This window comes from Streptomyces sp. V4I2 (assembly GCF_030817655.1).
In the GTDB taxonomy this organism is placed as follows: domain Bacteria; phylum Actinomycetota; class Actinomycetes; order Streptomycetales; family Streptomycetaceae; genus Streptomyces; species Streptomyces plumbiresistens.
Genome location: NZ_JAUSZM010000003.1, coordinates 2,703,667 through 2,728,407, shown reverse-complemented (window position 1 = coordinate 2,728,407; position 24,741 = coordinate 2,703,667). Strand labels below are relative to the sequence as shown.

General features: G+C 71.1%; 21 protein-coding genes and 1 pseudogene. 13 read left to right on the top strand and 9 right to left on the bottom strand.

From position 1 onward, the window contains the following. Nucleotides 1–177: 177 nt before the first annotated feature. From QFZ76_RS13430 to QFZ76_RS13415, 4 genes and pseudogenes are all read left to right on the top strand, one after another. On the top strand, nucleotides 178–1,620 hold the full coding sequence (locus QFZ76_RS13430; protein ID WP_307673939.1) for an alkaline phosphatase PhoX: 1,443 nt from the start codon (nucleotides 178–180) through the stop codon (nucleotides 1,618–1,620). Between the two features lie 171 nt (nucleotides 1,621–1,791). Further along, nucleotides 1,792–2,518, top strand: a pseudogene (locus tag QFZ76_RS13425) (TROVE domain-containing protein); the annotation flags it as partial. A gap of 46 nt (nucleotides 2,519–2,564) precedes the next feature. Further along, nucleotides 2,565–3,212 carry a GntR family transcriptional regulator gene (locus tag QFZ76_RS13420; RefSeq protein WP_307673938.1) on the top strand — a complete coding sequence of 216 codons (648 nt, stop codon included), beginning with the start codon at nucleotides 2,565–2,567 and terminating at the stop codon, nucleotides 3,210–3,212. Between the two features lie 20 nt (nucleotides 3,213–3,232). After that, the gene (locus QFZ76_RS13415) at nucleotides 3,233–4,270 is read left to right on the top strand and encodes a 1-aminocyclopropane-1-carboxylate deaminase (RefSeq protein ID WP_307673937.1); all 1,038 of its coding nucleotides are present in this window, start codon (nucleotides 3,233–3,235) and stop codon (nucleotides 4,268–4,270) included. A 20-nt stretch (nucleotides 4,271–4,290) separates the two neighbouring features. On the opposite strand, the gene QFZ76_RS13410 is transcribed toward QFZ76_RS13415, so the two are convergent. Then, a complete protein-coding gene (locus QFZ76_RS13410; RefSeq protein WP_307673936.1) occupies nucleotides 4,291–5,736 on the bottom strand; it encodes an MFS transporter in 1,446 nt (481 codons plus the stop codon). 146 nt (nucleotides 5,737–5,882) lie between these two features. Between QFZ76_RS13410 and QFZ76_RS13405 the strand changes: the two genes are divergently transcribed. Beyond that, nucleotides 5,883–6,449, top strand: a complete 567-nt coding sequence (locus QFZ76_RS13405; protein WP_307673935.1) for a TetR/AcrR family transcriptional regulator — start codon at nucleotides 5,883–5,885, stop codon at nucleotides 6,447–6,449. Between the two features lie 250 nt (nucleotides 6,450–6,699). Here the strand turns inward: QFZ76_RS13405 and QFZ76_RS13400 are convergent, their stop codons facing one another. Together QFZ76_RS13400 and QFZ76_RS13395 are read right to left on the bottom strand one after the other, a co-directional pair. Next, nucleotides 6,700–7,920, bottom strand: a complete 1,221-nt coding sequence (locus QFZ76_RS13400; protein WP_307680003.1) for a TerD family protein — start codon at nucleotides 7,918–7,920, stop codon at nucleotides 6,700–6,702. 131 nt (nucleotides 7,921–8,051) lie between these two features. After that, the gene (locus tag QFZ76_RS13395) at nucleotides 8,052–10,325 is read right to left on the bottom strand and encodes a peptidoglycan recognition protein (RefSeq protein WP_307673934.1); all 2,274 of its coding nucleotides are present in this window, start codon (nucleotides 10,323–10,325) and stop codon (nucleotides 8,052–8,054) included. Nucleotides 10,326–10,501: 176 nt separating this feature from the next. On the opposite strand from QFZ76_RS13395, the gene QFZ76_RS13390 reads away from it, so the two are divergent. Next, a complete protein-coding gene (locus QFZ76_RS13390) occupies nucleotides 10,502–10,873 on the top strand; it encodes a hypothetical protein (RefSeq protein ID WP_307673933.1) in 372 nt (123 codons plus the stop codon). Nucleotides 10,874–10,936: 63 nt separating this feature from the next. On the opposite strand, the gene QFZ76_RS13385 is transcribed toward QFZ76_RS13390, so the two are convergent. From QFZ76_RS13385 to QFZ76_RS13360, 6 genes are all read right to left on the bottom strand, one after another. Continuing rightward, nucleotides 10,937–11,926 carry a zinc-dependent alcohol dehydrogenase family protein gene (locus QFZ76_RS13385; RefSeq protein ID WP_307673932.1) on the bottom strand — a complete coding sequence of 330 codons (990 nt, stop codon included), beginning with the start codon at nucleotides 11,924–11,926 and terminating at the stop codon, nucleotides 10,937–10,939. Next, nucleotides 11,923–12,825, bottom strand: a complete 903-nt coding sequence (locus QFZ76_RS13380) for a carbohydrate ABC transporter permease (RefSeq protein WP_307673931.1) — start codon at nucleotides 12,823–12,825, stop codon at nucleotides 11,923–11,925. The genes QFZ76_RS13385 and QFZ76_RS13380 overlap by 4 nt, the downstream gene beginning before the upstream one ends. Continuing rightward, nucleotides 12,822–13,760, bottom strand: coding sequence for a carbohydrate ABC transporter permease (locus tag QFZ76_RS13375; protein ID WP_307673930.1), 939 nt, complete (start codon nucleotides 13,758–13,760; stop codon nucleotides 12,822–12,824). Before QFZ76_RS13375 ends, QFZ76_RS13380 begins: the two co-directional genes overlap by 4 nt. Beyond that, nucleotides 13,757–15,130: a sugar ABC transporter substrate-binding protein gene (locus QFZ76_RS13370; protein WP_307673929.1), complete on the bottom strand. Its 1,374-nt coding sequence runs from the start codon at nucleotides 15,128–15,130 to the stop codon at nucleotides 13,757–13,759. The genes QFZ76_RS13375 and QFZ76_RS13370 overlap by 4 nt, the downstream gene beginning before the upstream one ends. Nucleotides 15,131–15,244: 114 nt before the next feature. Next, on the bottom strand, nucleotides 15,245–16,015 hold the full coding sequence (locus QFZ76_RS13365; RefSeq protein ID WP_307673928.1) for a DeoR/GlpR family DNA-binding transcription regulator: 771 nt from the start codon (nucleotides 16,013–16,015) through the stop codon (nucleotides 15,245–15,247). Nucleotides 16,016–16,280: 265 nt separating this feature from the next. Then, the gene (locus tag QFZ76_RS13360) at nucleotides 16,281–17,105 is read right to left on the bottom strand and encodes an NAD(P)-dependent oxidoreductase (RefSeq protein ID WP_307673927.1); all 825 of its coding nucleotides are present in this window, start codon (nucleotides 17,103–17,105) and stop codon (nucleotides 16,281–16,283) included. Between the two features lie 241 nt (nucleotides 17,106–17,346). Between QFZ76_RS13360 and QFZ76_RS13355 the strand changes: the two genes are divergently transcribed. The 7 genes from QFZ76_RS13355 to araD all read left to right on the top strand — a co-directional run bounded on the left by QFZ76_RS13355 (nucleotide 17,347) and on the right by araD (nucleotide 24,738). Beyond that, nucleotides 17,347–18,288, top strand: a complete 942-nt coding sequence (locus QFZ76_RS13355) for a 5-dehydro-4-deoxyglucarate dehydratase (protein WP_307673926.1) — start codon at nucleotides 17,347–17,349, stop codon at nucleotides 18,286–18,288. Between the two features lie 25 nt (nucleotides 18,289–18,313). Then, nucleotides 18,314–19,477, top strand: coding sequence for a hypothetical protein (locus QFZ76_RS13350; RefSeq protein WP_307673925.1), 1,164 nt, complete (start codon nucleotides 18,314–18,316; stop codon nucleotides 19,475–19,477). Nucleotides 19,478–19,891: 414 nt separating this feature from the next. Next, nucleotides 19,892–20,476 (top strand): TIGR03086 family metal-binding protein, encoded by a 585-nt coding sequence (locus tag QFZ76_RS13345; RefSeq protein WP_307673924.1) that lies wholly within the window; start codon nucleotides 19,892–19,894, stop codon nucleotides 20,474–20,476. A gap of 40 nt (nucleotides 20,477–20,516) precedes the next feature. Continuing rightward, nucleotides 20,517–21,275 (top strand): MBL fold metallo-hydrolase, encoded by a 759-nt coding sequence (locus tag QFZ76_RS13340; protein ID WP_307673923.1) that lies wholly within the window; start codon nucleotides 20,517–20,519, stop codon nucleotides 21,273–21,275. 147 nt (nucleotides 21,276–21,422) lie between these two features. After that, the gene (locus QFZ76_RS13335) at nucleotides 21,423–22,091 is read left to right on the top strand and encodes a GntR family transcriptional regulator (RefSeq protein ID WP_307673922.1); all 669 of its coding nucleotides are present in this window, start codon (nucleotides 21,423–21,425) and stop codon (nucleotides 22,089–22,091) included. Further along, a complete protein-coding gene (locus QFZ76_RS13330) occupies nucleotides 22,088–22,996 on the top strand; it encodes a dihydrodipicolinate synthase family protein (RefSeq protein ID WP_307673921.1) in 909 nt (302 codons plus the stop codon). The genes QFZ76_RS13335 and QFZ76_RS13330 overlap by 4 nt, the downstream gene beginning before the upstream one ends. A gap of 5 nt (nucleotides 22,997–23,001) precedes the next feature. Beyond that, the gene (araD, locus tag QFZ76_RS13325) at nucleotides 23,002–24,738 is read left to right on the top strand and encodes an L-arabinonate dehydratase (RefSeq protein WP_307673920.1); all 1,737 of its coding nucleotides are present in this window, start codon (nucleotides 23,002–23,004) and stop codon (nucleotides 24,736–24,738) included. Nucleotides 24,739–24,741: the final 3 nt, after the last annotated feature.

Here is a 24,741-nt window from a genome sequence, read left to right as displayed (position 1 = left end):
ACTTATGCAAAAAGGATTAATATGTCCCGATTTGGTCTGGGCTTCAATTTCCTGCGCGCGAGTAGTTGAACGACTGACGTCGCCCGGTGTTCAACCGGCGTTCAGGCCTGGGCGGGACGGTGGCGCGGACCGAGGTCCGCCACCCTCCACGGCATACCCCCCGTCACAGGAGACAGCATGTCGCTCACCCGCAGGGACTTCGCCAGAACATCCGCGATCACCGGTGCCGGTGTCGCGCTGGCGGGCAGTGTCGGCGCCCTCGCCACCGCTCCGAACGCCCTCGCGTCCACGGAAACCGACAACACGCAGGAGTCGGCGGACATCCACGGCGGTGTCGGTTACGGGCCGTTGGTCCCCGACCCGAAGGGCATCCTCGCGCTGCCCGCCGGGTTCACGTACCGCGTCATCACCTACAGCGGGAAGACCAAGCTCGAGTCGGGCGAGTTCACCCCGTCCAACCACGATGGCACGGCCGCCTTCGCCGGCCCGCGCGGCACCACCCTCCTCGTCAACAACCACGAGCTGAAGGGCCCGCGCGCCAACTGGACGTACCCGGTGCCCCTCACCGAGGGCCTCGTCTACGACCCGGCCGCCTCCGGCGGCTGCACCGTCGTCGAGGTCCGCCCCGACGGACGCGTCGCCGAATGGGTCGGCATCGCCGGTACCTCCACCAACTGCGCGGGCGGCAGCACCCCTTGGGGTACCTGGCTCACCTGCGAGGAGAACTCCGACAAGGCCGGCGTCAACGGCATGACCAAGGACCACGGCTACGTCTTCGAGGTCGACCCGGGCGACCGGCGCGCCAACCAGAGCCCCAAGCCCCTGAAGTTCTTCGGCCGTTACGACCACGAGGCCGTCGTCATCGACCCCAAGCGCGGCCACGCCTACCTCACCGAGGACGCCTCGAACCCCAACGGCCTCTTCTTCCGCTGGACCCCGCCCCAGGGCTTCGAGTACGGCCGCGGCACGTTCCGCACCCTCGCCGACGACGCCGGCGTCCTCCAGGCCCCCAAGTGCTACGACTCCGGTGGCACGTTCGTCGACGACCTCTCCCGCGCCACCAGGATCGGCACGGTGTACGGCGTCGACTGGGTCGACGTCCCCGACCGCGACGCCAGGACCGTCGCCGTGCGCAAGCAGTTCGGCGCCGGCGAGATCACCCGCGCCCGCAAGCTGGAGGGCATGTGGTGGGGCGACGGCGGCACCTACATCGTCTCCTCGTACGCCCGCGCGGAGAGCCCCGCCCAGCACGACGGCCAGGTCTGGTTCTACGACCCCAAGCGTCGCACCCTGACGCTGAAGGTCCTGCTCGGCGTCAACCCCGACCCGTCCGTCGACGGCGCCTTCGACGGCCCCGACAACATCACCGTCTCCCCGTACGGCGGCCTGGTTCTCGCGGAGGACGGCGAGGGAATCTCCCACCTCTTCGGCGCGACGGACAGCGGCCGCACGTACCCCATCGCCCGCAACGACCTGAACGTCGGCACCGAAGAGGAGCCGGAATACTCCGAGTTCGCCGGCGTCACCTTCTCGCCCGACGGAAAGACCCTGTACGCCAACATCCAGGACCCGGGCATCCTGGTCGCCATCACCGGCCCCTGGAAGCGCCAGAAGCGGTAGAACGCACGGTCACTCGGGTGGGCCTGTCCGAATCGGCGGAGCAGCCGGTGCAGCCTCGCGGGGACTGCGAACCAGCGGGCCGAGGCAAGGAGGCGGAGGCACGGCGAGGGCTCCCCGAGCCGTGCCTCCGTTGTGGATGGCAGGAGCGGCGCCCCCGCTGCGGTGAGCGCGATGGCGGTGACCCGGAATCTGCGGAACTTCGACCAGGCCGGCGTCTCGGACGAGGTGGCCCCTGGTCGCGGCGAAGATCAGCGACCCGGCCGAGGTCGCGCGCTCGCGGCAGTTTCCCTTCCGCTACCTCGCCGCGTACCGGCACGCGCCGTCGCTGCGCTGGTCGTACCCGCTGGAGCAGGCGCTCGGCCACTCGCTGGCCAACGTGCCCGCGCTGCCCGGCCGGACGCTGGTCCTCGTCGACCGGTCGGGCTCGATGTTCTGCTCGCGGCTGTCCGACCGCTCGGAGCTCACCCGGGCCGACGCGGCGGCGATCTTCGGTACGGCTCTCGCGCTGCGGGCGGCGGACGTCGATCTCGTCGAGTTCGGCACGAGCAGCAAGGAGGTGCCGCTGCGCGAGGGCGAGTCGGTGCTGAAGGTCCTCGGCCGCTTCGGCGACCTGGGCGGCACCGACACCACGGGCGCGGTGCGCCGGCACTACCGCAGGCACGACCGGGTGCTGATCGTCACCGACGAGCAGTACGCGTTCAGCCACCACGGCGACCCGACCGCACAGGTCCCGGCCGACGTGCCGGTCTACACCTGGAACCTGGCCGGGTACCGGGCGGGCCACGGCCCGTCGGGCAAGGCGAACCGGCACACCTTCGGGGGCCTTTCGGACGCGGCCTTCCGGATGGTTCCGCTGCTCGAGGCGGCGCGGGACGCCGACTGGCCGTGGGTCTACTGAGTCAGGCCCTGGACGGACCGCGCGCTGACATCTAACATTTCAGTTCATGGAGGCCATGCGACCCGTGCCGCGCACCCTGCTCAGGGACCGCGCCTATGAAGCCATCAGGGACGCCATCGTCGCCGGGGAGATCGAACCCGGCGCGGTGGTGCGGGACGCCGAGCTCGCCGAGCGGCTCGGGCTGTCCCGGGCTCCGGTGCGCGAGGCGTTCTCGCGGCTGGTCGACGAGGGGCTGCTGGAGAGCAAGCCGCAGAGCTACACGCGGGTGACGCCGGTGGTGGCCTCCGACGTGCGGGACGCCGCCGCCGTGGTCGGCGCCATGCACGAGCTGGTCACGCGGGTCGCCGTGCCCCGGCTGTTCGCCGCGGACGTCGAGGCGATGCGCGCGGCCAACGAGCGGTTCGCGGCCGCCGTCCACGCCGGTGACGTGGACACCGCCGTGCGCGCGGACGACGAACTGCACGACGTTCTCGTCCGCGTCAGCGGCAATCGCGCCGCCGCGGCCACCGCCGCCCGCTACACCCCCCTCATCCGCCGCCTGGAGCGACGACGCTTCGGCGAGGGCGGCAACTGTCTTTCGGCCGGTCTGCACGACCGGCTGATCGCGTCCTGTGCGGCCGGAGACGTGGACACCGCGGTCCGTGTCACCGCGGAGATCTGGCGAGGCCTGGCCGAACTCGCCGACAGCGACTGATCCCGAACCCGGGAGGACCCATGTCCCTTTCAGCTTCTGCTCTTTCCCTTTCTTCCCACGACCGTTACCCCCTCCTCTTCGGGCCATCGCCCGTGCACCCCCTGGAGCGGCTCACCGCACACCTCGGCGGCGCCGCCCTCTGGGCCAAGCGCGAGGACTGCAACTCCGGTGTGGCGTACGGCGGCAACAAGACGCGCAAGCTGGAGTACCTGGTCGCCGACGCGCTCGCCCAGGGGTGCGACACGCTCGTCTCGATCGGCGGGGTGCAGTCGAACCACACCCGTCAGGTCGCCGCCTGTGCCGCCCGCGCCGGTCTCAAGTGCGTTCTGGTGCAGGAAAGTTGGGTCGAATGGCCCGACGCCGTGTACGACAAGGTCGGCAACATCCTGATCAGCCGCCTCGCCGGAGCCGACGTGCGGTTGGTGAAGGCCGGCTTCGGCATCGGCTTCAAGGAGAGCTGGGAGCAGGCGCTCAGGGAGGTCGAGGAGGGCGGCGGCAAGCCGTACGCCATCCCCGCCGGCGCCTCCGACCACCCGCTCGGCGGCCTCGGCTTCGCCGGCTGGGCGTACGAAGTCGCCGAACAGGAACAGGAGTTGGGCGTCTTCTTCGACACCGTCGTGGTGTGCTCGGTGACCGGGTCCACCCAGGCCGGCATGGTCGCCGGGTTCCGCGCGCTGGAGGAGGCGGGCGGGCGGCAGCGGCGCGTGATCGGCATCGACGCGTCGGCGGCACCCGCCCGTACCCGGGAGCAGATCGCCCGGATCGCCCACAACACCGGGCAACTCATCGGCGTACAGAAGGAGTTGACGGAGGCGGACGTCGAGCTGGACGACCGGTATCACGCGGGCACGTACGGGATCCCCGACGAGACCACGCTGGACGCCATGCGGCTCGCGGCCCGCACCGAGGGCATGGTCACCGACCCGGTGTACGAGGGGAAGTCGATGGCCGGGATGGTGGACCTGGTCGCGCGGGGCGAGATCGGTCCCGAATCCACCGTGCTCTACGCCCACTTGGGCGGGCAGCCCGCGCTCAACGCCTACAGCGCGCTGTTCTAGGCGGCGCCCGGCGCATCACACTAGGTGGCGGTCCGCGGCTTCCGGCCCGTGATCACCACTGCGCACACCAGGAGCGCGGTGAGCGCCACCAGTGCGCCCACGCCGAACGCGCGGGCCGAGCCCTCGGTGAGGATCTCGGACGGTGACCCGGTGGCGTGCCGGGTCGCCGTGCCGTAGACGGTGACCAGGATCGACAGGCCGAGGGTGCCGCCGAGCCACTGGAGGGTCTGCAGCAGTCCGGAGGCGGCGCCGGCCTCGCGGGGCCGGACGCGGGCGAGGATCGTCGCGTTGAGGGGCATGATGCTCAGGCCGACGCCCAGGCCCATCAGCAGCAGCGGGCCGAGCAGGCCGGTGGCGTAGCCGTCGCCGGGCTCCAGCCGCCACAGCCATCCGCCCGCCGCGGCGAGCAGGGCCATGCCGGTCAGCAGGACCGGCTTGGCACCGAATCGGGCCAGCAGGCGCGGCACCGTGCGGACGGTGGTGAACATCGCCAGCGTCAGCGGGAGGAAGGCGAAGCCCGCACGCAACGGGCTGTAGTCCAGGACCTGTTGGCCGATCAGGCTGAGGAAGTAGAACGCGCCGAACATGCCGGCGGGCAGCAGCAGGATCCCCGCGTAGCCGCCCGCGCGGTCGCGGTCCGCGAAGAGCCGCAGGGGCAGGATCGGCTGGGCCGCGCGCGCCTCGACGAGGGCGAAGGCCGTGAGCAGTGCTGCCGCGGTGGTGAAGCCGAGCAGCGCCTGGGTGTCGCTCCAGCCTTCCTCCGAGACCCGGATGAACGCGTAGACGAGCGAGGTCGTGCCGACCGTCCCGGTGAGTGCGCCGGCCGCGTCGAAACGGCCTGCATGGCGCGGGGTCTCGGTGACGACGCGGGGCAGCGCGAGGGCCACCGCCACTCCGATCGGTACGTTGATGAGCAGGGACCAGCGCCAGGACGCCCAGGTGGTGAGCATGCCTCCGAGGACCAGGCCGACGGAGGCGCCGATGCCCGCCATGGAGGAGTAGACGCCGAGGGCGTGGTGGCGGCGGGGGCCCTCGGGGAAGTGGGTGGTGATCAGGGCGAGGGTGCTGGGGGCGGTGAGGGCGGCACCGACGCCTTGCAGGGCGCGGGCCGCGAGCAGCCAGGCGCTGTCGCCGGCGACTCCGCCGAGCAGGGAGGACGCGGCGAACAGGAGCACGCCGACGGTCAGGGTGCGGCGGCGGCCGACGATGTCGCCGACCCGGCCGCCGAGCAGCAGCAGGCCGCCGAAGGCGAGCGTGTAGGCGTTGAGGACCCAGGACAGTCCGGTGGGGCTGAAGCCGAGGTCACGCTGGATGTCCGGCAGGGCTACGTTGACGACGGTGGAGTCGACGCCGACCATCAGGTAGGCGGTGACGACGACGAACAGGACGGCGCCGAGCCTGGCGGTCTGATCCGGTGGAGCGGAGAGTGTGTCGGAGGTCGTGGACGGCGTGGACGGGACGGACATGGAGTTCTCCCGGTCTGGTGTCCCCGGACGGGGCGCGGGCGGGCAGGGTGAACTGCCCGCGGAGAGCGCCGCGATAAACGGGGACTGTCTCCGCTTAGTCCTCGTAAGATACGGAGAGGGTCCCCGGTTTTGCAAGGAGATTCTGGATGACGGAGGTCAAGCCCATGCGCGCGGATGCCCGCCGCAACTACGAGCGGTTGCTGAAGGCAGCCGCCGAGGCCTTCGCCGAGCACGGGGAGGGTGCGTCGCTCGACGACATCGCCAAGCGGGCGGGGGTCGGATCCGGCACGCTGTACCGGCACTTCCCGACGCGTCAGGCGCTGCTCGAGGCGGCGTACATCGACCGCGTCGAAGCGCTCGCGGCGCGCGCGGACGATCTCGCCGGTGAACTGCCGCCGGGCGAGGCGCTGGTGGAGTGGCTGAACGAACTCAGCGCCGGGATGATCCAGGTCCGCGGGCTGAAGGCGCTGCTCGGCTCTGCCGTCACGGACGGGAGCAATGCCGTGGTCACGGCCTGTGGCGTCTCGGTGAAGGGCGCGGCCGGGCGGCTGGTCGAGGCGGCGCAGCGGGAGGGGACGCTGCGGGGGGACGTGGAGCCGATCGAGATTCTGCGGCTGGCGCACGGGGTGGCGACGGCGTCGGAGCTGACGGACGGGGAGGGGAAGTTCATCCGCCGGTATCTGTCGCTGCTGACGGAAGGGTTGCGACCGTAGCGGTCGTGGCGGCCGTGGGTGCCTTGCCGCAGCTGTGGGCGATGGCCAGGTGCCCGGGGTCGGGGCTGGTGTCGGGTGGGTGAGCTCACCGGCGTTGCCGGGTGCCGCTGCGCCCACCCTCCCCCACTCTCGGCTTCGCTCGAGCGGGGGGACCCCATCGCCCCAGCGGCACGACTGCCCGCAGCTACGGGCGGTAGGACTGTCCGCAGCTACGGGCGGCACGATTGCCCGTAGCTGCGTAGCCAGGCGGCTACAGGGACTGGGCGCCCGGCTTCACCATGTTGCGGACCGTGCGGGCCTTCACGAAGTCGCCCATCGCTGTCATCTCCCACTCGCCGGAGAACTGCTTGATCAGCTTGGCCATCAGGACGCCGGTCTGCGGTTCGGCGGTGGTGAGGTCGAAGCGGACCAGTTCCTCGCCGCTCGCGGCGTCCAGGAGGCGGCAGTACGCCTTGGCGACCTCGGTGAACTTCTGACCGGAGAAGGAGTTGACGGTGAAGACCAGGCCGGTGACCTCCTGCGGGAGCCGGCCGAGGTCGACGACGATCACCTCGTCGTCACCGCCGCCCTCACCGGTGAGGTTGTCGCCGGAGTGCTTGATCGCGCCGCCCACGATGGACAGCTTGCCGAAGTAGCAGCTGTCGATGTGGTTGCGCTGCGGGCCGTAGGCAATGACCGAGGCGTCCAGGTCGATGTCCTTGCCGCGGTAGGCCGGCTCCCAGCCGAGGCCCATCTTGACCTGGGAGAGGAGTGGGCGGCCGCCCTTGACCAGGGAGACGGTCTGGTTCTTCTGGAGGCTGACCCGGCCCTTGTCGAGGTTGATCTTCCCGGTGCCGGGGGCGGCGGCGGGCGGGGCCGGGGGAGCGGCCGGCGGCGGGGGCGTGGTGACGCGCGGGTCCAGCGGCGGGGCCGGCGGTGCCACCGGGGTCTGCATGGCCGGCGCCGGCGGGGCGACCGGCTGGGCGGCCGGCGCGGCGGGCTCCTCGACCGAGACGCCGAAGTCGGTGGCGATGCCGGCCAGGCCGTTCGAGTAGCCCTGGCCGACGGCGCGGGCCTTCCAGGCGCCGTTGCGCAGATACACCTCGACGATGACCAGGGCGGTCTCGGTGCCGAGCTGCGGGGGCGTGAACGTGGCCAGGACGCTGTTGTCGTCCGCGTTGCGGATGGTGGCCGTCGGTTCGATGCCCTGGAAGGTCTGGCCGGCCGCGTCCGGGCTGGCGGTGACCACGATCTTCTCGATGCCCGGGGGGACGGCGCTGGTGTCGACGACGATCGCGTCGGGGGCCGTACCGCCGCCGGAGCGGTAGGTCACGCCGGGGCCCGTGGGCTGGTTGTAGAAGATGAAGTCGTCGTCGGAGCGCACCTTGCCGTCGGCGGTGAGCAGCAGGCTCGATACGTCGAGCCGCACCGGGGCGGCGACGTCCACCGTCACGCGGGCGGCGGGCAGAGGGATGTTCGAGCCGGGGGTCATAGCTGTCATGCCCGGTTGAACGAGCGAGGGCGTTTTACCGTTCCCTTACCCGAGGCCAATCGGGTGGGTGTCCGTCGCCCGGGGGCCGAGCCCGACGAAAGGGCCCTGCCCCCGGGTGACGGATCAGGCGCCTACTTGAGGTACACGATGCCGTCCGTGGTGACTGCCGGACGTCCCGAGGTGCCGACGACCACGATCTTGACCGTGTGCTTGGCACTGGTGGACCAGCTCTTGGTCCAGATCGCGTCGCGGTACTTCGTGGTCGACGACTTCAGGTCGACGGTCGCCGTCTTGACGCCGTCGACGTAGACGTACGCCTGGCCGGAGGTGGCCGCCCGGGACACCACCCACGCGACCGAGCGACCGGTGAAGGTCCAGGTCAGCGCGGCGTTCTTGGAGGAGCTGGAGTACGACTTGCCGCCCAGGTAGCTGGTGGAGGACTTGCTCGCCCAGGTGCCGGACTTCACGGCCGAGGTCTCCTGGAGGATGACCGGCGTGCGGGCGACGGACGCCGTGGCGGTGTTGCCCGCCTGGTCGGAGGCCGTCATGGACCAGGTGGTCGCCACGCCGGACTTGGCCGTGCGGTCGGAGGCGGTCACCGTCGGGCCGTAGGTCACGGCGACCGGGGCGGTCAGCCTGACCTGCTTCAGCGCGGCGCTGTCGGTCGCCTTCCAGGTCAGCTTGAGCGGCACGGCCGTGGTGTTCACCGTGCCGGGGCGCAGGGCGAGGCCGGGCTTGGTGGTGAAGGACGGGGCGGTCGTCTCCGCGACCACCGTGGCGGCCGCGGACGTGGCCGTCCTGCCCGACTGGTGGGTGGCGCGCACCTGGACCTTGTGGGTGCCCACCGCCAGCGTGGCCTTCGCGGAGGTGGCGGTGCCCGCGGTCGTGGCCGCGGTCTTGCCGTCGACGAGGAGCTCGTACTTCGTGATCAGCGACGACGGGGTGGTGGCCGCCCAGCCCACGGTGACGCCGGCCTTGGTGTAGTGCGTCGTGCCCGAGACGCCGCCGCTGACGGACTTGATCGTCAGCCCGGCGACGGGTCCGGCGGCCCAGGCGCGGAGCGTGGGCAGCTTGGCGTAGAGCGAGTCGCCGGGGCACTGCGTGTTGTAGCCGTCACGGTGACCGTGGATGGTCGGGAAGCTCAACTGCGCGCCCTGCGCCCAGGACTTGCGGAAGTAGTTGGTGCCGTCCGCGCCCGCGGTGAGGGTGGTGGTGCCGCTCGGGTTCACGCCGTACTGGCCGAGCTTCCAGGCGGCGATCCTGGCGACCGAGACCATGGCGGCCTGGCTCGGCGCCACGTCCGTGTAGGTGCCGAGGACCGAGATGCCGGTGGTCTCGGAGTTGAAGCCGAAGGCGTGGGCGCCCATGACGGGCCTGTCGACGCCGCCCTTGCGGCCCTCGTAGACGGTGCCGCACTTGTCGACGAGGAAGTTGTAGCCGATGTCTTTCCACTGCAGCTGCTTGACGTGGTACGCGTAGACGCCGCGTACGACGGCCGGCGCCTCGGCGCAGGTGTAGGCGTTGCTCTCGGCGGTGTGGTGGACCACCACCGCCTTGATCTTCCCGCCCGGCAGATAGCCCGGTTCCTCGGGGCTGATCGACTCGTCCGCGCCCCATCCGGCACGCGAGGTGATCGCGGGACGGGGCGCGGTGGACGGCGGGGCCGTGGGCGCGGTGGCACTCGGGCTCGCGGAGGTCGATGTCGGCGCGGAGGTTGTCGGCGTCTGTGTGGCACTGGTCGGGGCCGAGGTCGTGGGAGCCGGCGTCGTCGGGGTCGACGAGTCGCTGGGCTCGGTGGTGGTCGCGGTCTCGCTCGCCGTGTTGTCCGAAGGCGTGGGCTCGACCGGGTCGGCCGTCGCCGACGGGTCCGCGGACGTGTCGGCGACGAAGGCCGCCGGTTCCATCCCGCCCGTGGCGCCCTCGCCCGGGTCGATCATGTCCAGCCGCAGCCCCGCGGGCAGCCCGCCGGAGCTGCGTCCGCCCGCGGTGACCCGTACCTCCACGCCGTCGGACGGTCCCACCCACGCCGGTTCGGTGCCGCCGCGCCGGGCCGTGCTCTCGCCCTGCCCGCTGTCGCCGTCCAGCCGCAGCCACGTCGACCACTGTCCGCTCCCGGTGGCCCGGGTGCGCGCCTCGATGGTGCCGGTGACCCGGACCGAGGGGTCGGCCCAGGTGATGCCGAGCATGCTGAACGGCTTGGTGTCCTGCTGCTTCAGGGCCGCCCGGGTGCCGCGCTCCGCCGTCGGCAGGGCGACCGTACGGGACTGGGGCGTGACCGGGCCCGGCTTGCCGTCGCTCTGCGCGCTGTCGGCGGACTCGCCCGGGACTCCCTGGAACACGAGTGCTGCGGAGAGCGCGGCCACGGCCGCGGCGGCCGCACCCCAGAGGTATCTAGGTCTACCCATAGTGGTCTTGTGCCGTCCTTCGTGAAGATGTGAGGCGAACGAGGTCAGTGGGGCGGGCCGCACCCAAAGGGAAAGGGGCGCCGGGAGGGAGACTCCCGACACCCCTGAATAGTTGTGTGTCCGTCAGATCTTCGCGCTGTGTGGCATCCATTCGGCCGTAAGCCAGGATGCGGGGTATGAATCCCAGTCCTTTCCTGGTCGTCCCCGCCATGCTGTGGACCGCCGTCGCCGCCCTCGCGGTGCTCGCGGTGCTCGTGCTCTTCGTCCGGTCGGTCCGCCGGGAGCCGGAGTCGGCGTCCGATGCGTGGGACCCGTTCGGCACGGGCTTCCCGGTCATCGCCCTCGCGGCGGTCGCCGCGTTCACGGTCGCCGCTGCACTCCGGGGCCACTTCTCTCTCGGGGACACCGGGTTGGGCATCCTGTGGCCGGCGATGGCGGCGACGGCCCTCGTCCACGCGGCAGGCCGGCGCGGTCGCTCCTGGCCCCGGTGGTCGGGCGCGGCCTTCGCCGCCGTGGGCGCCGCCCTCTACGGTTCACTGCCGTTATGACGTCCCGCCCGACGCTGCCGATATGACCTCCTGCCCGGCGCTGCCGCCGGGCAGGACGACCGGCTACGGCACCACCACGATCTTCCGCCCCACCCCCGCGGCGAACTGCTCCAGCGCCTGCGGGTACCGGTCCAGCGGGATGCGGTCGCTGATGAACACCTCGGGGTCGAGCACCCCGTTGGCGAACAGTTCGGCCGCCCGCTCGAAGCTGTGCAGCACCGCCATCGACCCGGTGATGGTGATCTCCTGGTTGTAGATGCGGTACGGGTCGATCTCCACGCGGGTCGCGTAGTCGGCTACGCCGAACTGCAGGAACGTGCCGGCCTTCGCGACCCGCCCCAGACCGTCCTGGATCGCCGCCGCGTTGCCCGTGGCGTCGACCACGACGTCCCAGCCCTGCGGCCGCTCCAGCTCGTCCGCGTTCGCCGCCGACCCGGAGACGCCGAGCAGCCGTGCCGTCTCCAGCCGCGCCGGGTTCAGGTCGACCATGTCCACGCTGGCCGCGCCCGTGCGCTTGGCCAGTTCCAGCATCATCAGGCCCATGGTTCCGGATCCGTAGATCAGGACGTGGGCACCCAGGCGGGATTGGAGAACGTCGTAGCCGCGCACCGCGCACGACAGCGGCTCCACCAGCGCCGCGTCCTCGGTACGGACGTGCTCGGGCAGCTTCACGCAGTTCGCCACCGGCGCCACCGCGTACTGCGCCGCACCGCCCGCCGTGGTCACGCCGATCGCGGCCCACCGCTCGCAGAGGTTGTTGTGGCCCGTACGGCAGTACCGGCACTCGTAGCAGTAGAGCGAGGGGTCCACCGCGACCCGGTCGCCCACCGACACCTCCGTGACCTGGGTGCCGACCCCGACCACCGCGCCCGCGAACTCGTGTCCGGGCACGATCGGCAGCTTGGGCGCGAACTCGCCCTGGAGGATGTGCAGATCGGTCCCGCACAGCCCACACGCGGCGACCTCGACGACGACCTCGCGCGGCCCGGGCGTCGGGTCCGGGACCTCGGTGACGACGGCGCGGCCCACGGACTCGATGACGGCGGCCTTCATTTCACGGCTCCCAACGACAGGCCCTGGACCAGCTTGTCCTGGGCGGCGAACCCCGCGGCGAGCACCGGCAGGGAGATCACGAGCGACGCGGCGCACACCTTCGCCAGGAACAGGCCCTGGCTGGTGATGAAGCCGGTCAGGAAGACGGGGGCGGTCTCGGCGACCACGCCGGTCAGTACTCGCGCGAACAACAGCTCGTTCCAGCTGAAGATGAAGCAGATCAGGGCCGTCGCCGCGATGCCGGGAAGGGCGATCGGGGCCACCACGCGCGCGAGGATCGTGGGCAGCCGCGCCCCGTCCACCCGCGCCGCCTCGATGATCGCCACCGGGACCTCGGCCAGGAAGGACTGCATCATCCAGACCGCGATCGGCAGGTTCATGGACGTGTAGAGGATGACCAGGAGCCAGATGTTGTCGAGCATCCCCGTGTTCTTGGCGAACAGGTAGATCGGCAGCAGGCCCGCCACCGCCGGCAGCATCTTGGTCGACAGGAAGAAGAACAGGACGTCCGTCCACTTCTTCACCGGGCGGATCGACAGCGCGTACGCGGCCGGCAGGGCCAGCAGCAGGACGAAGAGCGTGGACGCCACCGATGCCACGGTCGAGTTGATCAGGGCGGGCCAGGGGCTCGCGCCGCCGCCCGTGCCGAAGAACTCGCGGTAGCCGTCCAGGGTCAGGGCGGCGGTGAAGGACGGCGGGTTGGTGGCCGCGTCCTGCTCCGAGTGGAAGGAGGTCAGCGCCATCCAGGCGATGGGAAGGAAGAAGACGATCCCGGCCAGCCAGGCCACCAGGCCCAGGCCGGCACCCTTGCGACGGACGCGTACGGTCGCGTTCGTGGTGGTGGTCGTGGTGGTGGTCGTGGTCGTGGTCGTGGTCGTGGTCGTGGTCGTGGCACTCATGCGCGCCCCACCTCCTCGCGGAACAGCGACGACACCACGCGCAGCGCGAAGGTCGCGATGATGATCGAGCCGATGACCACCAGGACGCCCGCGGCCGAGGCGAGGCCGTTCTCGTGGGCCTGGTAGAAGCTCTGGTAGACGGTGTAGGGGAGGTTCGCCGTGCCCAGGCCGCCGGACGTGATCGTGAAGACCGCGTCGAAGTTCTGGACGATGTAGATCGAGCCGAGCAGCGCGCCCAGTTCGAGGTAGCGGCGCAGGTGCGGGAGCGTCAGGTAGCGGAAGATCTGCCAGTCGCTCGCGCCGTCCACCCGCGCGGCTTCCATCTGCTGCTGGTCGCGGCTCTGTAGTCCCGCCAGCAGGATCAGCATCATGAACGGCGTCCACTGCCAGACCAGGGAGGCCTCGACCGCGAGCAGCGGGGTGTTGGAGATCCAGTCGGGCTGTGGGCCGCCCACATAGTGCAACAACCCATTGAACAGGCCGTATTCGGGGTTGTAGAGCACATGCTTCCAGAGCAGGGCCGCCGCCACCGGCACCACCAGGAAGGGGGCGATCAGCAGGGTGCGGACCAGGCCCCGGCCCCGGAACTTCCGGTCCAGGAGCAGGGCCAGGGCGAGGCCCAGGATCAGGCTGGCCAGCACCACCGCGACCGTCAGCAGGACCGTGGTCCACACCGACTGGCGCAGGTCGGCGTCGCTCAGCACCTGCTGGTAGTTGCCGAAGCCGGTGAACTCCCGGGCATCGGGATAGAGGGAGTTCCAGTCGAAGAAGGAGATCACCACCGTGGCCACGAACGGGAGCTGGGTCACGGCGATCATGAAGATCAGGGCCGGCAGCAGCGGGCCCCGGGTCGCCCAGGCACGCAGGCGGTCGGAGGGCTGCCGCACGGTGGGTACGGGAGTGGCGGCTACGGGAGCCGTGGTCGTCGCGGTCATCGTCCCTCGTACTCCTCGGAGATCCGCTCGGCGAGCTGCTGGGACTTCTTCAGGGCCGACTCGACGGACTGGCGTCCGGCGATGGCCGCGCTGATCTCCTGGGAGACCTTGGTGCCGAGGTCGGTGAACTCGGGGATGCCGACGAACTGGATGCCGGGTGCGGGGCGCGGCTGCACGCCGGGGTCGTTGGGCCGGGCGCCCTCGATGGCCTCCTTGGTCATCTCCTGGAAGGCGGCGGCCTCCTTGACGTAGGCCGGGTTCGTGTACGTCGAGGCGCGCTTGCCGGCGGGCACGTTGGACCAGCCGATCTCGTCGCCGACCAGCTGCTCGTACTCCTTGCTGGACGCCCAGGAGACGAACTTCCAGGCCTTGTCGGGGTTGCGGGACGCGTCCTGGATGCCCCAGGCCCAGGTGTAGAGCCAGCCGGCGGACTTGGTCTCCTCGACGGGCGCGGGGGCGTAGCCGAGCTTGCCCTTGACGGGGGAGTTGGACGCCTCCAGGGAACCGGCAGCGGAGGTGGCGTCGTACCACATGGCGACCTTGCCCTGGGTCATGTTGTTCAGGCACTCGGCGAAGCCGGACTGCGCGGCGCCGGACTCGCCGTGCTCACGGACCAGGTCGACATAGAACTTCACCGCCTTCTCGAACTCGGGGGAGTCGAGCCGCGCCTTCCAGTCCTTGTCGAACCAGGTGCCGCCGAAGGTGTTCACGACGGTCGTCAGGGGTGCCATCACCTCGCCCCAGCCGGGCAGGCCGCGCAGACAGATGCCGTTCATGCCCGGCTCGGCACCGTCGACCTTCGCGGCGAGGTCCGCGACCTGGGTCCAGGTGGGGTGCGCGGGCATCGTCAGGCCCTCCTTCTCGAGGATGTCCTTGCGGTACATCAGGAAGGACGATTCGCCGTAGAAGGGCTGGCCGTAGAGCTTGCCGTCGTCGCCGGTCAGCGACTGGCGCATGGGTTTGAGGACGTCCTGTTCGTCGTACGCCGGGTCCTTGGCGACGTAGGAGTTCATCTCGTGCAGCCAGCCGTTGCGGGCGTAGATCGGGATCTCGTAGTTGGAGAGGGTCGCCACGTCGTACTGCCCCGCCTGGTTGGCGAAGTCCTGGCTGATCTTGTCGCGGACATCGTTCTCGGGCAGGACCGTGAAGTTGACCTTGATGCCGGTCTCTTTGGTGAAGTGGGCGGCGGTGAGCTTCTGCAGCTCGGTCATCTGGGGGTTGTTGACCATGAGGACGTTGATGGAATTGCCGCCGGAACCGGACCCGCCCGCTCCGGCCCAGCAGCCGGAGAGCAGCGGGGCGAGCAGCGTCCCTGCGGCGGCCATGGCGAGCGTGGCTCGCGGCGGCCGTCGTCGGCTCTGGGTTCGCATGGATCGCTCCTGGACGTATGGGGAGATAAGGGGCGCAGCTGGGTACAGAAGTGCCCTGCGAGGGGAGGGAGTTGTTTTCAGACGTTGTTTGCAGACGTGTTTTCAGACGTGTTTTCAGACGCGGATGACCTGGGGCCCCAGCAGTGAGTAGCGGTGAGCCTCGGCCGTAGGGAGAAGGGTGCTCGTCACGATCGTCTCCAGCGTGCCGATCTCCGCGAACCGGCAGAAGCTGACCGCGCCGAACTTGGTGTGCACGCCGGCGAACACCGTGCGGCGCGCGGCCCGGATCGCCTGTGCCTTGACCTCGCTGACCGCGGGGTCGGGGGTGGTCAGACCGTGTTCGCGGGAGATGCCGTTGGCGCCGATGTAGGCGAGGTCGACGACGAAACCGGCCAGCATCTTCGTCGTCCAGTGGTCGACGGTGGCGAGGGTGCCGGAGCGGACCCGCCCGCCCAGCAGCAGCACCGAGATCGCGTCGGCCTCGGCCAGCGCGCCCGCGACCGGCAGGGACGCGGTGACCACGGTCAGCGGCCGGTCCCTGGGCAGTGCCTCGGCGATGAGCTGCGGGGTGAAGCCCTCGTCGACGAAGACCGTCTCGGCGTCCCCGAGCAGCTCGGCCGCGGCGGCCGCGATCCGGCGCTTCTCGGGAACATGGCTGGTGGCACGAAATGCGAGCGTCGTCTCAAACCCGGCGCTCTCCACGGGATAGGCGCCGCCGTGGGTACGGCGGACCAGACCGTGGTCCTCCAGGGCGCGCAGATCCCGTCGTACGGTCTCCTTGGCCACGCCCAGTTCGGCGGCGAGCGCGGTGACGTCGACCTGGCCGGTGGCGCGCGCAGCCCGGACGATCTCCCGCTGACGCTCTTCTGCCGTCCTGATGTGCATGGCCGACACCTGCCTCCGTGCTGCCGCGTTGCCCGTTCGGGCCCGGTGGGGCCCATGGGGGAAGTTCTACAGCGGCTGCGCGGCACTGACCAGGTCTGTTGCGGGCTCGATACTGCCCGGGTGTGCCCGTTTACCGTGGGTCCTGCCCGTCCCGGACCTGCACGGCTGTGTCCCGGCGCGCGGGATCGGGCAGCGCGGCTGCCCGAACACGGCGGCGGGCGGGCCCGTTCGGTGCCCGCCCGCCGTCATCCGCTGTTTTCAAGTACTAGTACGGCCAGATCGGCGGGTCGCTCACGAAGTGGCCGCCGAGGTAGGCGTGCGCCACGTTCTCCGGGTCCAGCTCGCCCTGTTCGGCGATCAGCTTCTCGGCGTACGGCTCGGAGTCGTCCTGCGGTTCGTAGCCGAGGGACCGCGCGGTCGTCAGGTCCCACCACAGGCGGGTGTTGGCGGAGGAGCCGTACACGACGGTGTGGCCCACGTTCTCGGCGGTCAGGGCCGCGTGGAAGAGGCGGGCGCCGTCGGCGGGGCTCATCCACACCGAGAGCATGCGCACGCTGGTCGGCTCGGGGAAGCACGAGCCGATGCGTACGGAGACCGTCTCCATGCCGTGCTTGTCCCAGTAGAACTGCGCGAGGTCCTCGCCGAAGGACTTCGACAGGCCGTAGAAGGTGTCAGGGCGGCGCGGGGTGTCGATGGGGATCAGGGCGTCCGGATCGAGAGGCGTGTCGCCCTGGGGGCGCGGGGTGAAGCCGACCGCGTGGTTGGAGGAGGCGAAGACGATCCGCTCGATGCCCTCCTCGCGGGCGGCCTCGTACAGGTTGTACGTGCCCACGATGTTCGCGCTGAGGATCTTCTCGAAGGGGGCTTCCAGGGAGATGCCCGCGAGGTGGATGATCGCGTCGACGCCCCGCACGGCCTCGCGCACGGCGTCCTTGTCCGCGAGGTCCGCGACGATCGCGTCCGGCTCGCCGTCGATGGGACGCAGGTCGAGCAGGCGCAGTTCGTAGCCGAAGGCCGGGAGCAGGTTCTGCATCAGGGAGCCGAGCCCGCCGGCCGCGCCGGTGAGCAGAACGATGCGGGGAGCGGGCATCCTCGGGTCTCCTTGGGTCCGCCGCCTGTGACAGGTGGGCGTATGTGTGGACTGCATTCACATGCGTGGACACGCTAAGGAGCCCCGGCGTATCCCGTCAAGTATCGCGCGGACCTGGGAAATTCGCCTCTGGGATGGCTGTTTGCGCGCTTGACCGGCCCTGAAGGGGCTCCTTAGGGTGGAGGCGTTCATAGATATGGATGCGAATCATAAGCGTGATCGCCTGTTCTAGGGAGAGCCCGTGACCTCAGCCCCCCTCGCCGCTCGACTCGGCATCCCCGGCGGGCCCCTGTTCTTCCCCGTCACCGCCTACGGACCGGACGGCTCCCTCGACCTCGACGTCTTCCGCGCGCATGTGCGCCGCGGGGTGGAGGCCGGTGCCGCAGCCGTCTTCGCCTGCTGCGGCACCGGGGAGTTCCACGCGCTCGCGCCCGAGGAGTTCGAGGCGTGCGTGCGGGCGGCCGTGGAGGAGACGGCGGGCCGGGTGCCGGTGGTCGCGGGCGCCGGATACGGCACCGCGCTCGCCGTGCGGTACGCGCGCCTGGCCGAGGCGGCCGGGGCGGACGGGCTGCTCGCCATGCCGCCGTACCTCGTGGTCGCCGGACAGGAAGGCCTGCTGCGGCACTACCGGGAGGTGGCCGCCGCGACCCCGCTGCCGGTGATCGTCTACCAGCGCGACAACGCCGTGTTCACCCCGGAGACAGTCGTCGAGCTGGCCCGCACGGACGGGATCATCGGCTTCAAGGACGGCCTCGGCGACCTGGACCTGATGCAGCGGATCGTGAGCGCCGTCCGGACCGAGATCCCCGGCGACTTCCTCTACTTCAACGGCCTGCCGACCGCCGAGCAGACCCAGCTCGCCTACCGCGGCCTCGGCATCACCCTCTACTCCTCCGCCGTCTTCTGCTTCGCGCCCGAGATCGCCCTCGCCTTCTACGAGGCCCACAAGACCGGCGACGACGCCACCGCCAACCGCCTCCTCGACGGCTTCTACCGTCCCTTCGTCGAACTGCGCGCCCAGGGCCGCGGCTACGCCGTCGCCCTCGTCAAGGCCGGCGTACGGATGCGCGGGCTCGACGTGGGAGAGGTGCGGCCGCCGCTGCACGAGCCGAGCGAGGATCATGTCAAGCAGCTCGCTCAGGTGATCGAGCGTGGGTACGCACTGCTCGGCGAGAACCAGTGATCGCAGAGAACACGGCGGAGGACAAGTGAAGGCGTCTACGTTCGTCTACCCCTGGGATGTCAACGGGGACCCCGAGGCCGCCGAGCGCATCGCCGCCCTCGGCGTACAGCAGGCGACCCTCGCCGCCGCCTACCACTCCACCCGCGCCCTCACCCCCCGCCACCCGCGCCACCGCATCGTCACCGCCGAGCACGCGGCGGTGCTGTACCCCACGGACGACCGCTGGGAGGGGCGGGCCCTGCGCCCGTACGCGGCCGGCGACTGGGCCCCCGGCGACGCCTTCGGCGAGGCCGCCGCCGCGCTCGCGGACGCCGGGCTCGAGGTGCACACCTGGGTCGTCCTCGCGCACAACTCCCGCCTGGGCGCCGACCACCCGGACACCTCGGTCGTCAACGCCTACGGCGACCGCTACCCGTGGGCCCCCTGCATCGCACAGCCCGCCACGCGCGCGTACCTCGTCGACCTGGCCGCCGAGGCCGCCGTACGGCCCGGCGCGCGCGGCACCGAACTGGAGTCCCTCGGCTGGTACGGCCTCCAGCACCTGCACGCCCACGACAAGACCGGCGGGGTCGGCCTCGGGGACGCCGGACAGTACCTGATGGCGCTCTGCTTCTGCCCGGCCTGCCGGGAGGGATACGGCCGGCAGGGCCTGGACGTCGACGAGTTGGCGGCCGCCGTACGCACGGCGCTGGAGCCGGTGTGGCAGGGGGCGCCCGACGACGGAGGCTGGGCGGGGGTCGAGAAACTCCTCGGGGAGGAGACGGCGGCCGCCACGCGCGCGTGGCGCGACGACACCGCCCGCACGCTCCAGGAGACAGCCGTCGCCGCGGTCCGCGCCGGCGCTCCCGAGGGCTTCCAGGTACTGCTGCACGCCGACCCCGTGACCCACCACGTCGGCGCCAACCCTGGCGTCGACCCCGCGCACATCCTGTCCGTCGCGGACGGGGTGGTCGTGCCGTGCGCGGGCGGACCGGGTCTCCTGACGCCCTTCGCGGAGCATCGGCGGGACGACACCGTGGTCGCGGCCAACTTCGGTGTGGTCTCCGGCATGGGCGGCAGCCCGGGCACGCTCGCGGCGGACGCGGCGCGGGCCCGGGAACTGGGGGCCACGGAACTGCGGCTGTATCACGCTGGGTTGGCGTCGGACGGTGACCTGGAGACCGTGCGGTCGGAGCTCACGGGGCTCTGACGCAGCAGCACCGGGGTCGCGAGCAGGGCGAGGCCCAGGGGGGACCAGCAGCGGGCGGTGATCGGTCAGAGCGCGGAGGCGCCGAAGTCGCCGCCATGCCTGGTCATCGTGGCGCTGAGGCGGGGCGGGCGAATCAGGCAGGTGCCTTGGAAGCGGGCTCGGGCTTGGGGGATACGGGCGCGGGGCTCAGGCGAAGCAGGGGGTGCGGGCGGGAATCCGGCGGTGGGCTTGGCGGGTCGGCGGCTGGGGGTGCTCCGGGTTCGTGTTCCGGTCGGCGCGCGATCTCCTGCGCAGGGCGCGGCCGACGCGGCCGGCCACGGTGGAGGGCTGGACCGCCGCCTGATCCGGGCGGGCCGATGATTTCCGGGTCCGCAGTCGGTCTACCTCTCAAGACCACCTGTGTGAGGAGCGGCAATGACCGACACCACCCTCGACCTCGGACCCCAGGCCCGGATCGTGGCGCGCCTGGCGGAGGGCGTGACCGACGAGCAGCTCTCGGGCCCGACGCCCTGCCCGGACTACGCGGTGCACAACCTGCTGGGGCACCTGGCCGGCCTGGCCGTCGCCTTCCGCGACGCCGGGCGCAAGGATCTGGGTGCCACGACGGACACCAGCCCCACCTCCGCGCTGCCCGACATCGGGCCGGGCTGGCGCCAGGAACTGCCCAAGGTGCTCGAGGAACTCGGCGACGCGTGGCGCGACCCGGCCGCCTGGACCGGCATGACCCGCGCGGGCGGCGTGGACCTGCCCGGTCCCGTCGCCGGCCTCGTCGCGGTCGACGAGATCATGATCCACGGCTGGGACCTGGCCCGGGCAACGGGCCAGCCGTACGACGCCGACCCCGCCGCACTGCAGGCCGTGCACGACTTCCTCCTCGCATCGGTCGACGACCCGACCCGCGACAGCATCTTCGGCCCCGTCGTCCCTGTCCCGGCCGACGCCCCGCTGCTCGACCGGGCTGTGGGGCTGAGCGGGCGGGACCCGGGCTGGACGCCGTAAATCCCGGGGCGCGCGACCACCGGGCACGTACGCTCCCCCCATGCCCGGCCCTGTCACCCTCACGGTCCTCGGCACCGCCTCCCCGCACCCGCGGCCGGACCGGCCCTGCTCCGGCTATCTGGTGCGCGGTGGCGGTGCCGAGGTGTGGGTGGATGCCGGGCCCGGGAGCTTCGCGGAGTTGCAGCGGCACACCGATCCGGCACGGCTCAGCGCGATCTGGATCTCGCATCTGCACGCGGACCACAACGCCGATCTGCTCTCCGCCGTATACGGGTTGGCCTACGGCGGACTGACCCCGTCCGCCCCCCTTCCCGTCTATGCCCCGGCCGGCTGCGCCCAGCGCCTCGCCGGGTTCCTCGGGCGGCCGGACGCCGAGTTCCTGAGCGGCATCTTCGACTTCCGGACCTTGCACGACGGCCACACCGCCCGGCACGGCGAACTGCTCCTCACCGCACACGAGGTCAGCCACGACGTGGAGGCCTACGGACTGCGCGCCGAAACCGGCGGCCGCGCCCTCGCCTACTCCGGCGACACCGGACCCTGCGCCGCCCTCACCGAACTCGCCGAGCGCGCCGACTTGTTCCTCTGCGAGGCCGATATCGACGCGCATCGCGAAGGCGAACAGGTTCATCTGACGCCCGAGGGTGCCGGCGCCACGGCCCGTGCGGCCGGCGTACGGCAGCTGCTCGTCACGCATGTCGGGCCCACGCTCACCACCGAGGCGGCGACCGCGCGTGCCGCCTCCCTCTTCGGCGGGCCGACCGCCCTCGCAACGGTCGGGGAGACCCGGGCCGTCTGACCCGCTGTCTTTACCGCAACCTCAACTTCCTTTGCCAGAAGCATTGACGAAACACAGGGTCCCTCCTACCTTCAAGCCGTCGTACTTCGTACGTCATATATGAGACGCGATACGTGAGATCCGATACGCGAGATCCGAGAGGCGCGCATGACCTCTGTGCCCACGCCGATCCCCTCCCGCACGCAGTACGTGCTGGAAGGGATCAAACACCGCATCCTCACCGGGCAGTTGACCCCGGGGCAGGCTCTGGTCGAGACCGAGCTCGCCGCACAGTTCGGGGTGTCCAAGACCCCGGTGCGCGAGGCACTCAAGACCCTGGCCGGCACCGGGCTCGTCGTGATGAACCAGTACAAGGGCGTCACGGTGCGCATGGTGGACGCGGACATGGCGCGCGAGGTGTACGACGTCCGACTGCTCCTGGAGCCCGAGGCGCTGAAGCGTGCCGTGCAGCGCGGGGCGTCCCTCGACGCCGCGCGGGACGCGCTGACCCGCGCCGACGGGGCCACGGACACCGCCGAACGGTCGCTCGCCAACCGTGAGTTCCACCGCGCCCTGTACCTGCCCTGCGGCAACCCGCTGCTCGGCCGGATGCTGGACGAGGTCCGCGACCAGGCGGCCCTGGTCTCCGCGGTCGCCTGGGCGGCCTCGCCGTCCTGGGACCGGGAGGCCGGCGAGCACCGCGAGATCCTGCGGCTCGCCCTCGCCGGTGACGCCGACGGCGCGGCCCGCGCCCTGCACGCGCACATCGGGTCGTTCGTGCAACGGGCCTTCCCGCAGGCGGAGTCCGGGGCCAAGGGAGAGGACGGTCAGGCATGACAACGACGTTCGAGACCCAGCGGACGGCCCTGGCCGACGTGGTGGCGATCCCGGTGACGCCGTTCGCCGAGGACGGCACCATCGACCAGGCCACCCACCGGGCCCTGCTGCGTCGTCTCCTCGACGGAGGGGTCAGGACCCTCACCCCCAACGGCAACACCGGGGAGTTCTACGCCCTCACGCCCCGGGAGCGGCAGCTCGTCACCGAGTGGACCATCGACGAGACCGGCGACCGTGCCGTGATCCTCGTCGGGGTCGGGCACGACGTGCCGACGGCCGTCGCCTCCGCCCGGCACGCCCGTGAGCAGGGCGCCCAGATGGTGATGGTCCACCAGCCCGTCCACCCGTACGTCTCGCAGAGCGGCTGGGTCGACTACCACCGCGCGATCGCCGAGGCGGTGCCCGAGCTGGGCGTCGTCCCGTACATCCGCAACGCCCAGCTGCACGGCTTCCGGCTCGCCGAACTCGCCGATGCCTGCCCGAACGTCATCGGCGTGAAGTACGCCGTCCCGGACGCGGCCAAGTTCGCCGCGTTCGCCCGCGACGCGGGGCTCGACCGCTTCGTGTGGGTCGCCGGTCTCGCCGAGCCGTACGCCCCCTCGTACTTCTCCGCGGGCGCCACCGGCTTCACCTCGGGGCTCGTGAACGTCGCCCCGGCCGTTTCGCTGAACATGATCGAAGCGCTTCGATCCGGCGACTTCCCGGCCGCCATGAAGGTCTGGGAGCAGATCCGCCGCTTCGAGGAACTGCGTGCCGCCAACGGCTCCGCCAACAACGTCACCGTCGTCAAGGAGGCCCTCGCCTCCCTCGGCCTGTGCCGCCGCGACGTCCGGCCGCCGAGCCGGCAGCTGCCCGAGGACGAGCGGGCGGAAGTCGCCGCCATAGCCGCGGGGTGGTCCATGTGAACGGGATGAACGAGCCGATCAGAAGGCGCCCCGAAGACCTCAGAAGCCACCAGTGGTACGGCACGGACGGCCTGCGCTCCTTCAGCCACCGCGCCCGCACCCGCCAGCTCGGCTACCTGCCCGAGGAGCACCTGGGCAAGCCGGTCATCGCGATCCTCAACACCTGGTCCGACATCAACCCGTGCCACGTCCATCTGCGCGACCGCGCGCAGGCGGTGAAGCGGGGGGTGTGGCAGGCCGGGGGCTTCCCGCTCGAATTCCCGGTCTCCACCCTCTCGGAGACCTTCCAGAAGCCGACCCCGATGCTCTACCGCAACATGCTCGCGATGGAGACCGAGGAGCTGCTGCGGTCCTACCCGGTCGACGGGGCCGTCCTGATGGGCGGCTGCGACAAGTCCACGCCCGCGCTGCTGATGGGCGCCGCGACCGTCGACCTGCCCGCGGTCTTCGTGCCGGCCGGTCCGATGCTGCCGGGCCACTGGCGCAACGAGATCCTCGGTTCCGGCACCGACATGTGGAAGTACTGGGACGACAAGCGGGCCGGCCTCATCGGCGACTGCGAGATGACCGAGCTGGAGTCCGGTCTCGCCCGCTCGCCCGGGCACTGCATGACGATGGGTACGGCGTCCACGCTGACAGCCGCCGCCGAGGCCCTCGGTGTCACGGTCCCGGGTGCCTCCAGCATCCCGGCCGTCGACTCGGGTCACGACCGGATGGCGGCCAAAGCCGGCATGACCATCGTCGAGCTGGTCCACAAGGACCGGAAGCTGAGCGAGATCCTCACCCGCGACGCCTTCGAGGACGCCGTCACCACCGTCCTCGGCCTCGGCGGCTCCACCAACGCCGTGATCCACCTGATCGCCATGGCGGGCCGGGCGGGCGTCAAGCTCACCCTCGACGACTTCGACCGCATCGCCCGCACGGTCCCGGTGCTCGCCAACGTACGGCCCGGCGGACAGACGTACCTGATGGAGGACTTCCACTTCGCCGGCGGTCTGCCCGCCTTCCTCTCCCGGATCCCGGACCTGCTCCACCTGGAGCGGCCCACCGTCTCGTACGACACCATGCGCGAGCAGATCTCCGGCGCGCAGGTGCACAACGACGACGTCATCCGGCCCCGGGACAACCCGGTCGCGAACGAGGGCGGGGTCGCCGTCCTGCGCGGCAACCTCTGCCCGGACGGCGCGGTCATCAAGCACATCTCGGCCGAGCCGCACCTGCTCAAGCACACCGGTACCGCCGTCGTCTTCGACGACTACCGGACGATGCAGCGCACCATCAACGACCCGGCGCTGAACATCACCGCCGACAGCGTGCTGGTGCTGCGCAACGCCGGGCCCAAGGGCGGACCGGGCATGCCCGAGTACGGCATGCTGCCCATCCCCGACCACCTGCTCAAGCAGGGCGTGCGGGACATGGTCCGCATCTCCGACGCCCGGATGAGCGGCACGAGTTACGGCGCGTGTGTGCTGCACGTGGCGCCCGAGTCGTACATCGGCGGACCGCTGGCCCTGGTCAGGAGCGGCGACAGCATCACCCTCGACGTCGAGGCCCGTGCTCTTCAACTCAACGTGGACGACGAGGAGTTGGAGCGCAGGCGGGCCGAGTGGACGCCGCCGCCGGTGCGGTACGAGCGTGGCTACGGCGCGCTCTACAACGAACAGATCACCCAGGCCGACACGGGCTGCGACTTCGAGTTCCTGGCCCGCCCCGGCAAGGTGCAGGACCCGTACGCGGGCTGAACC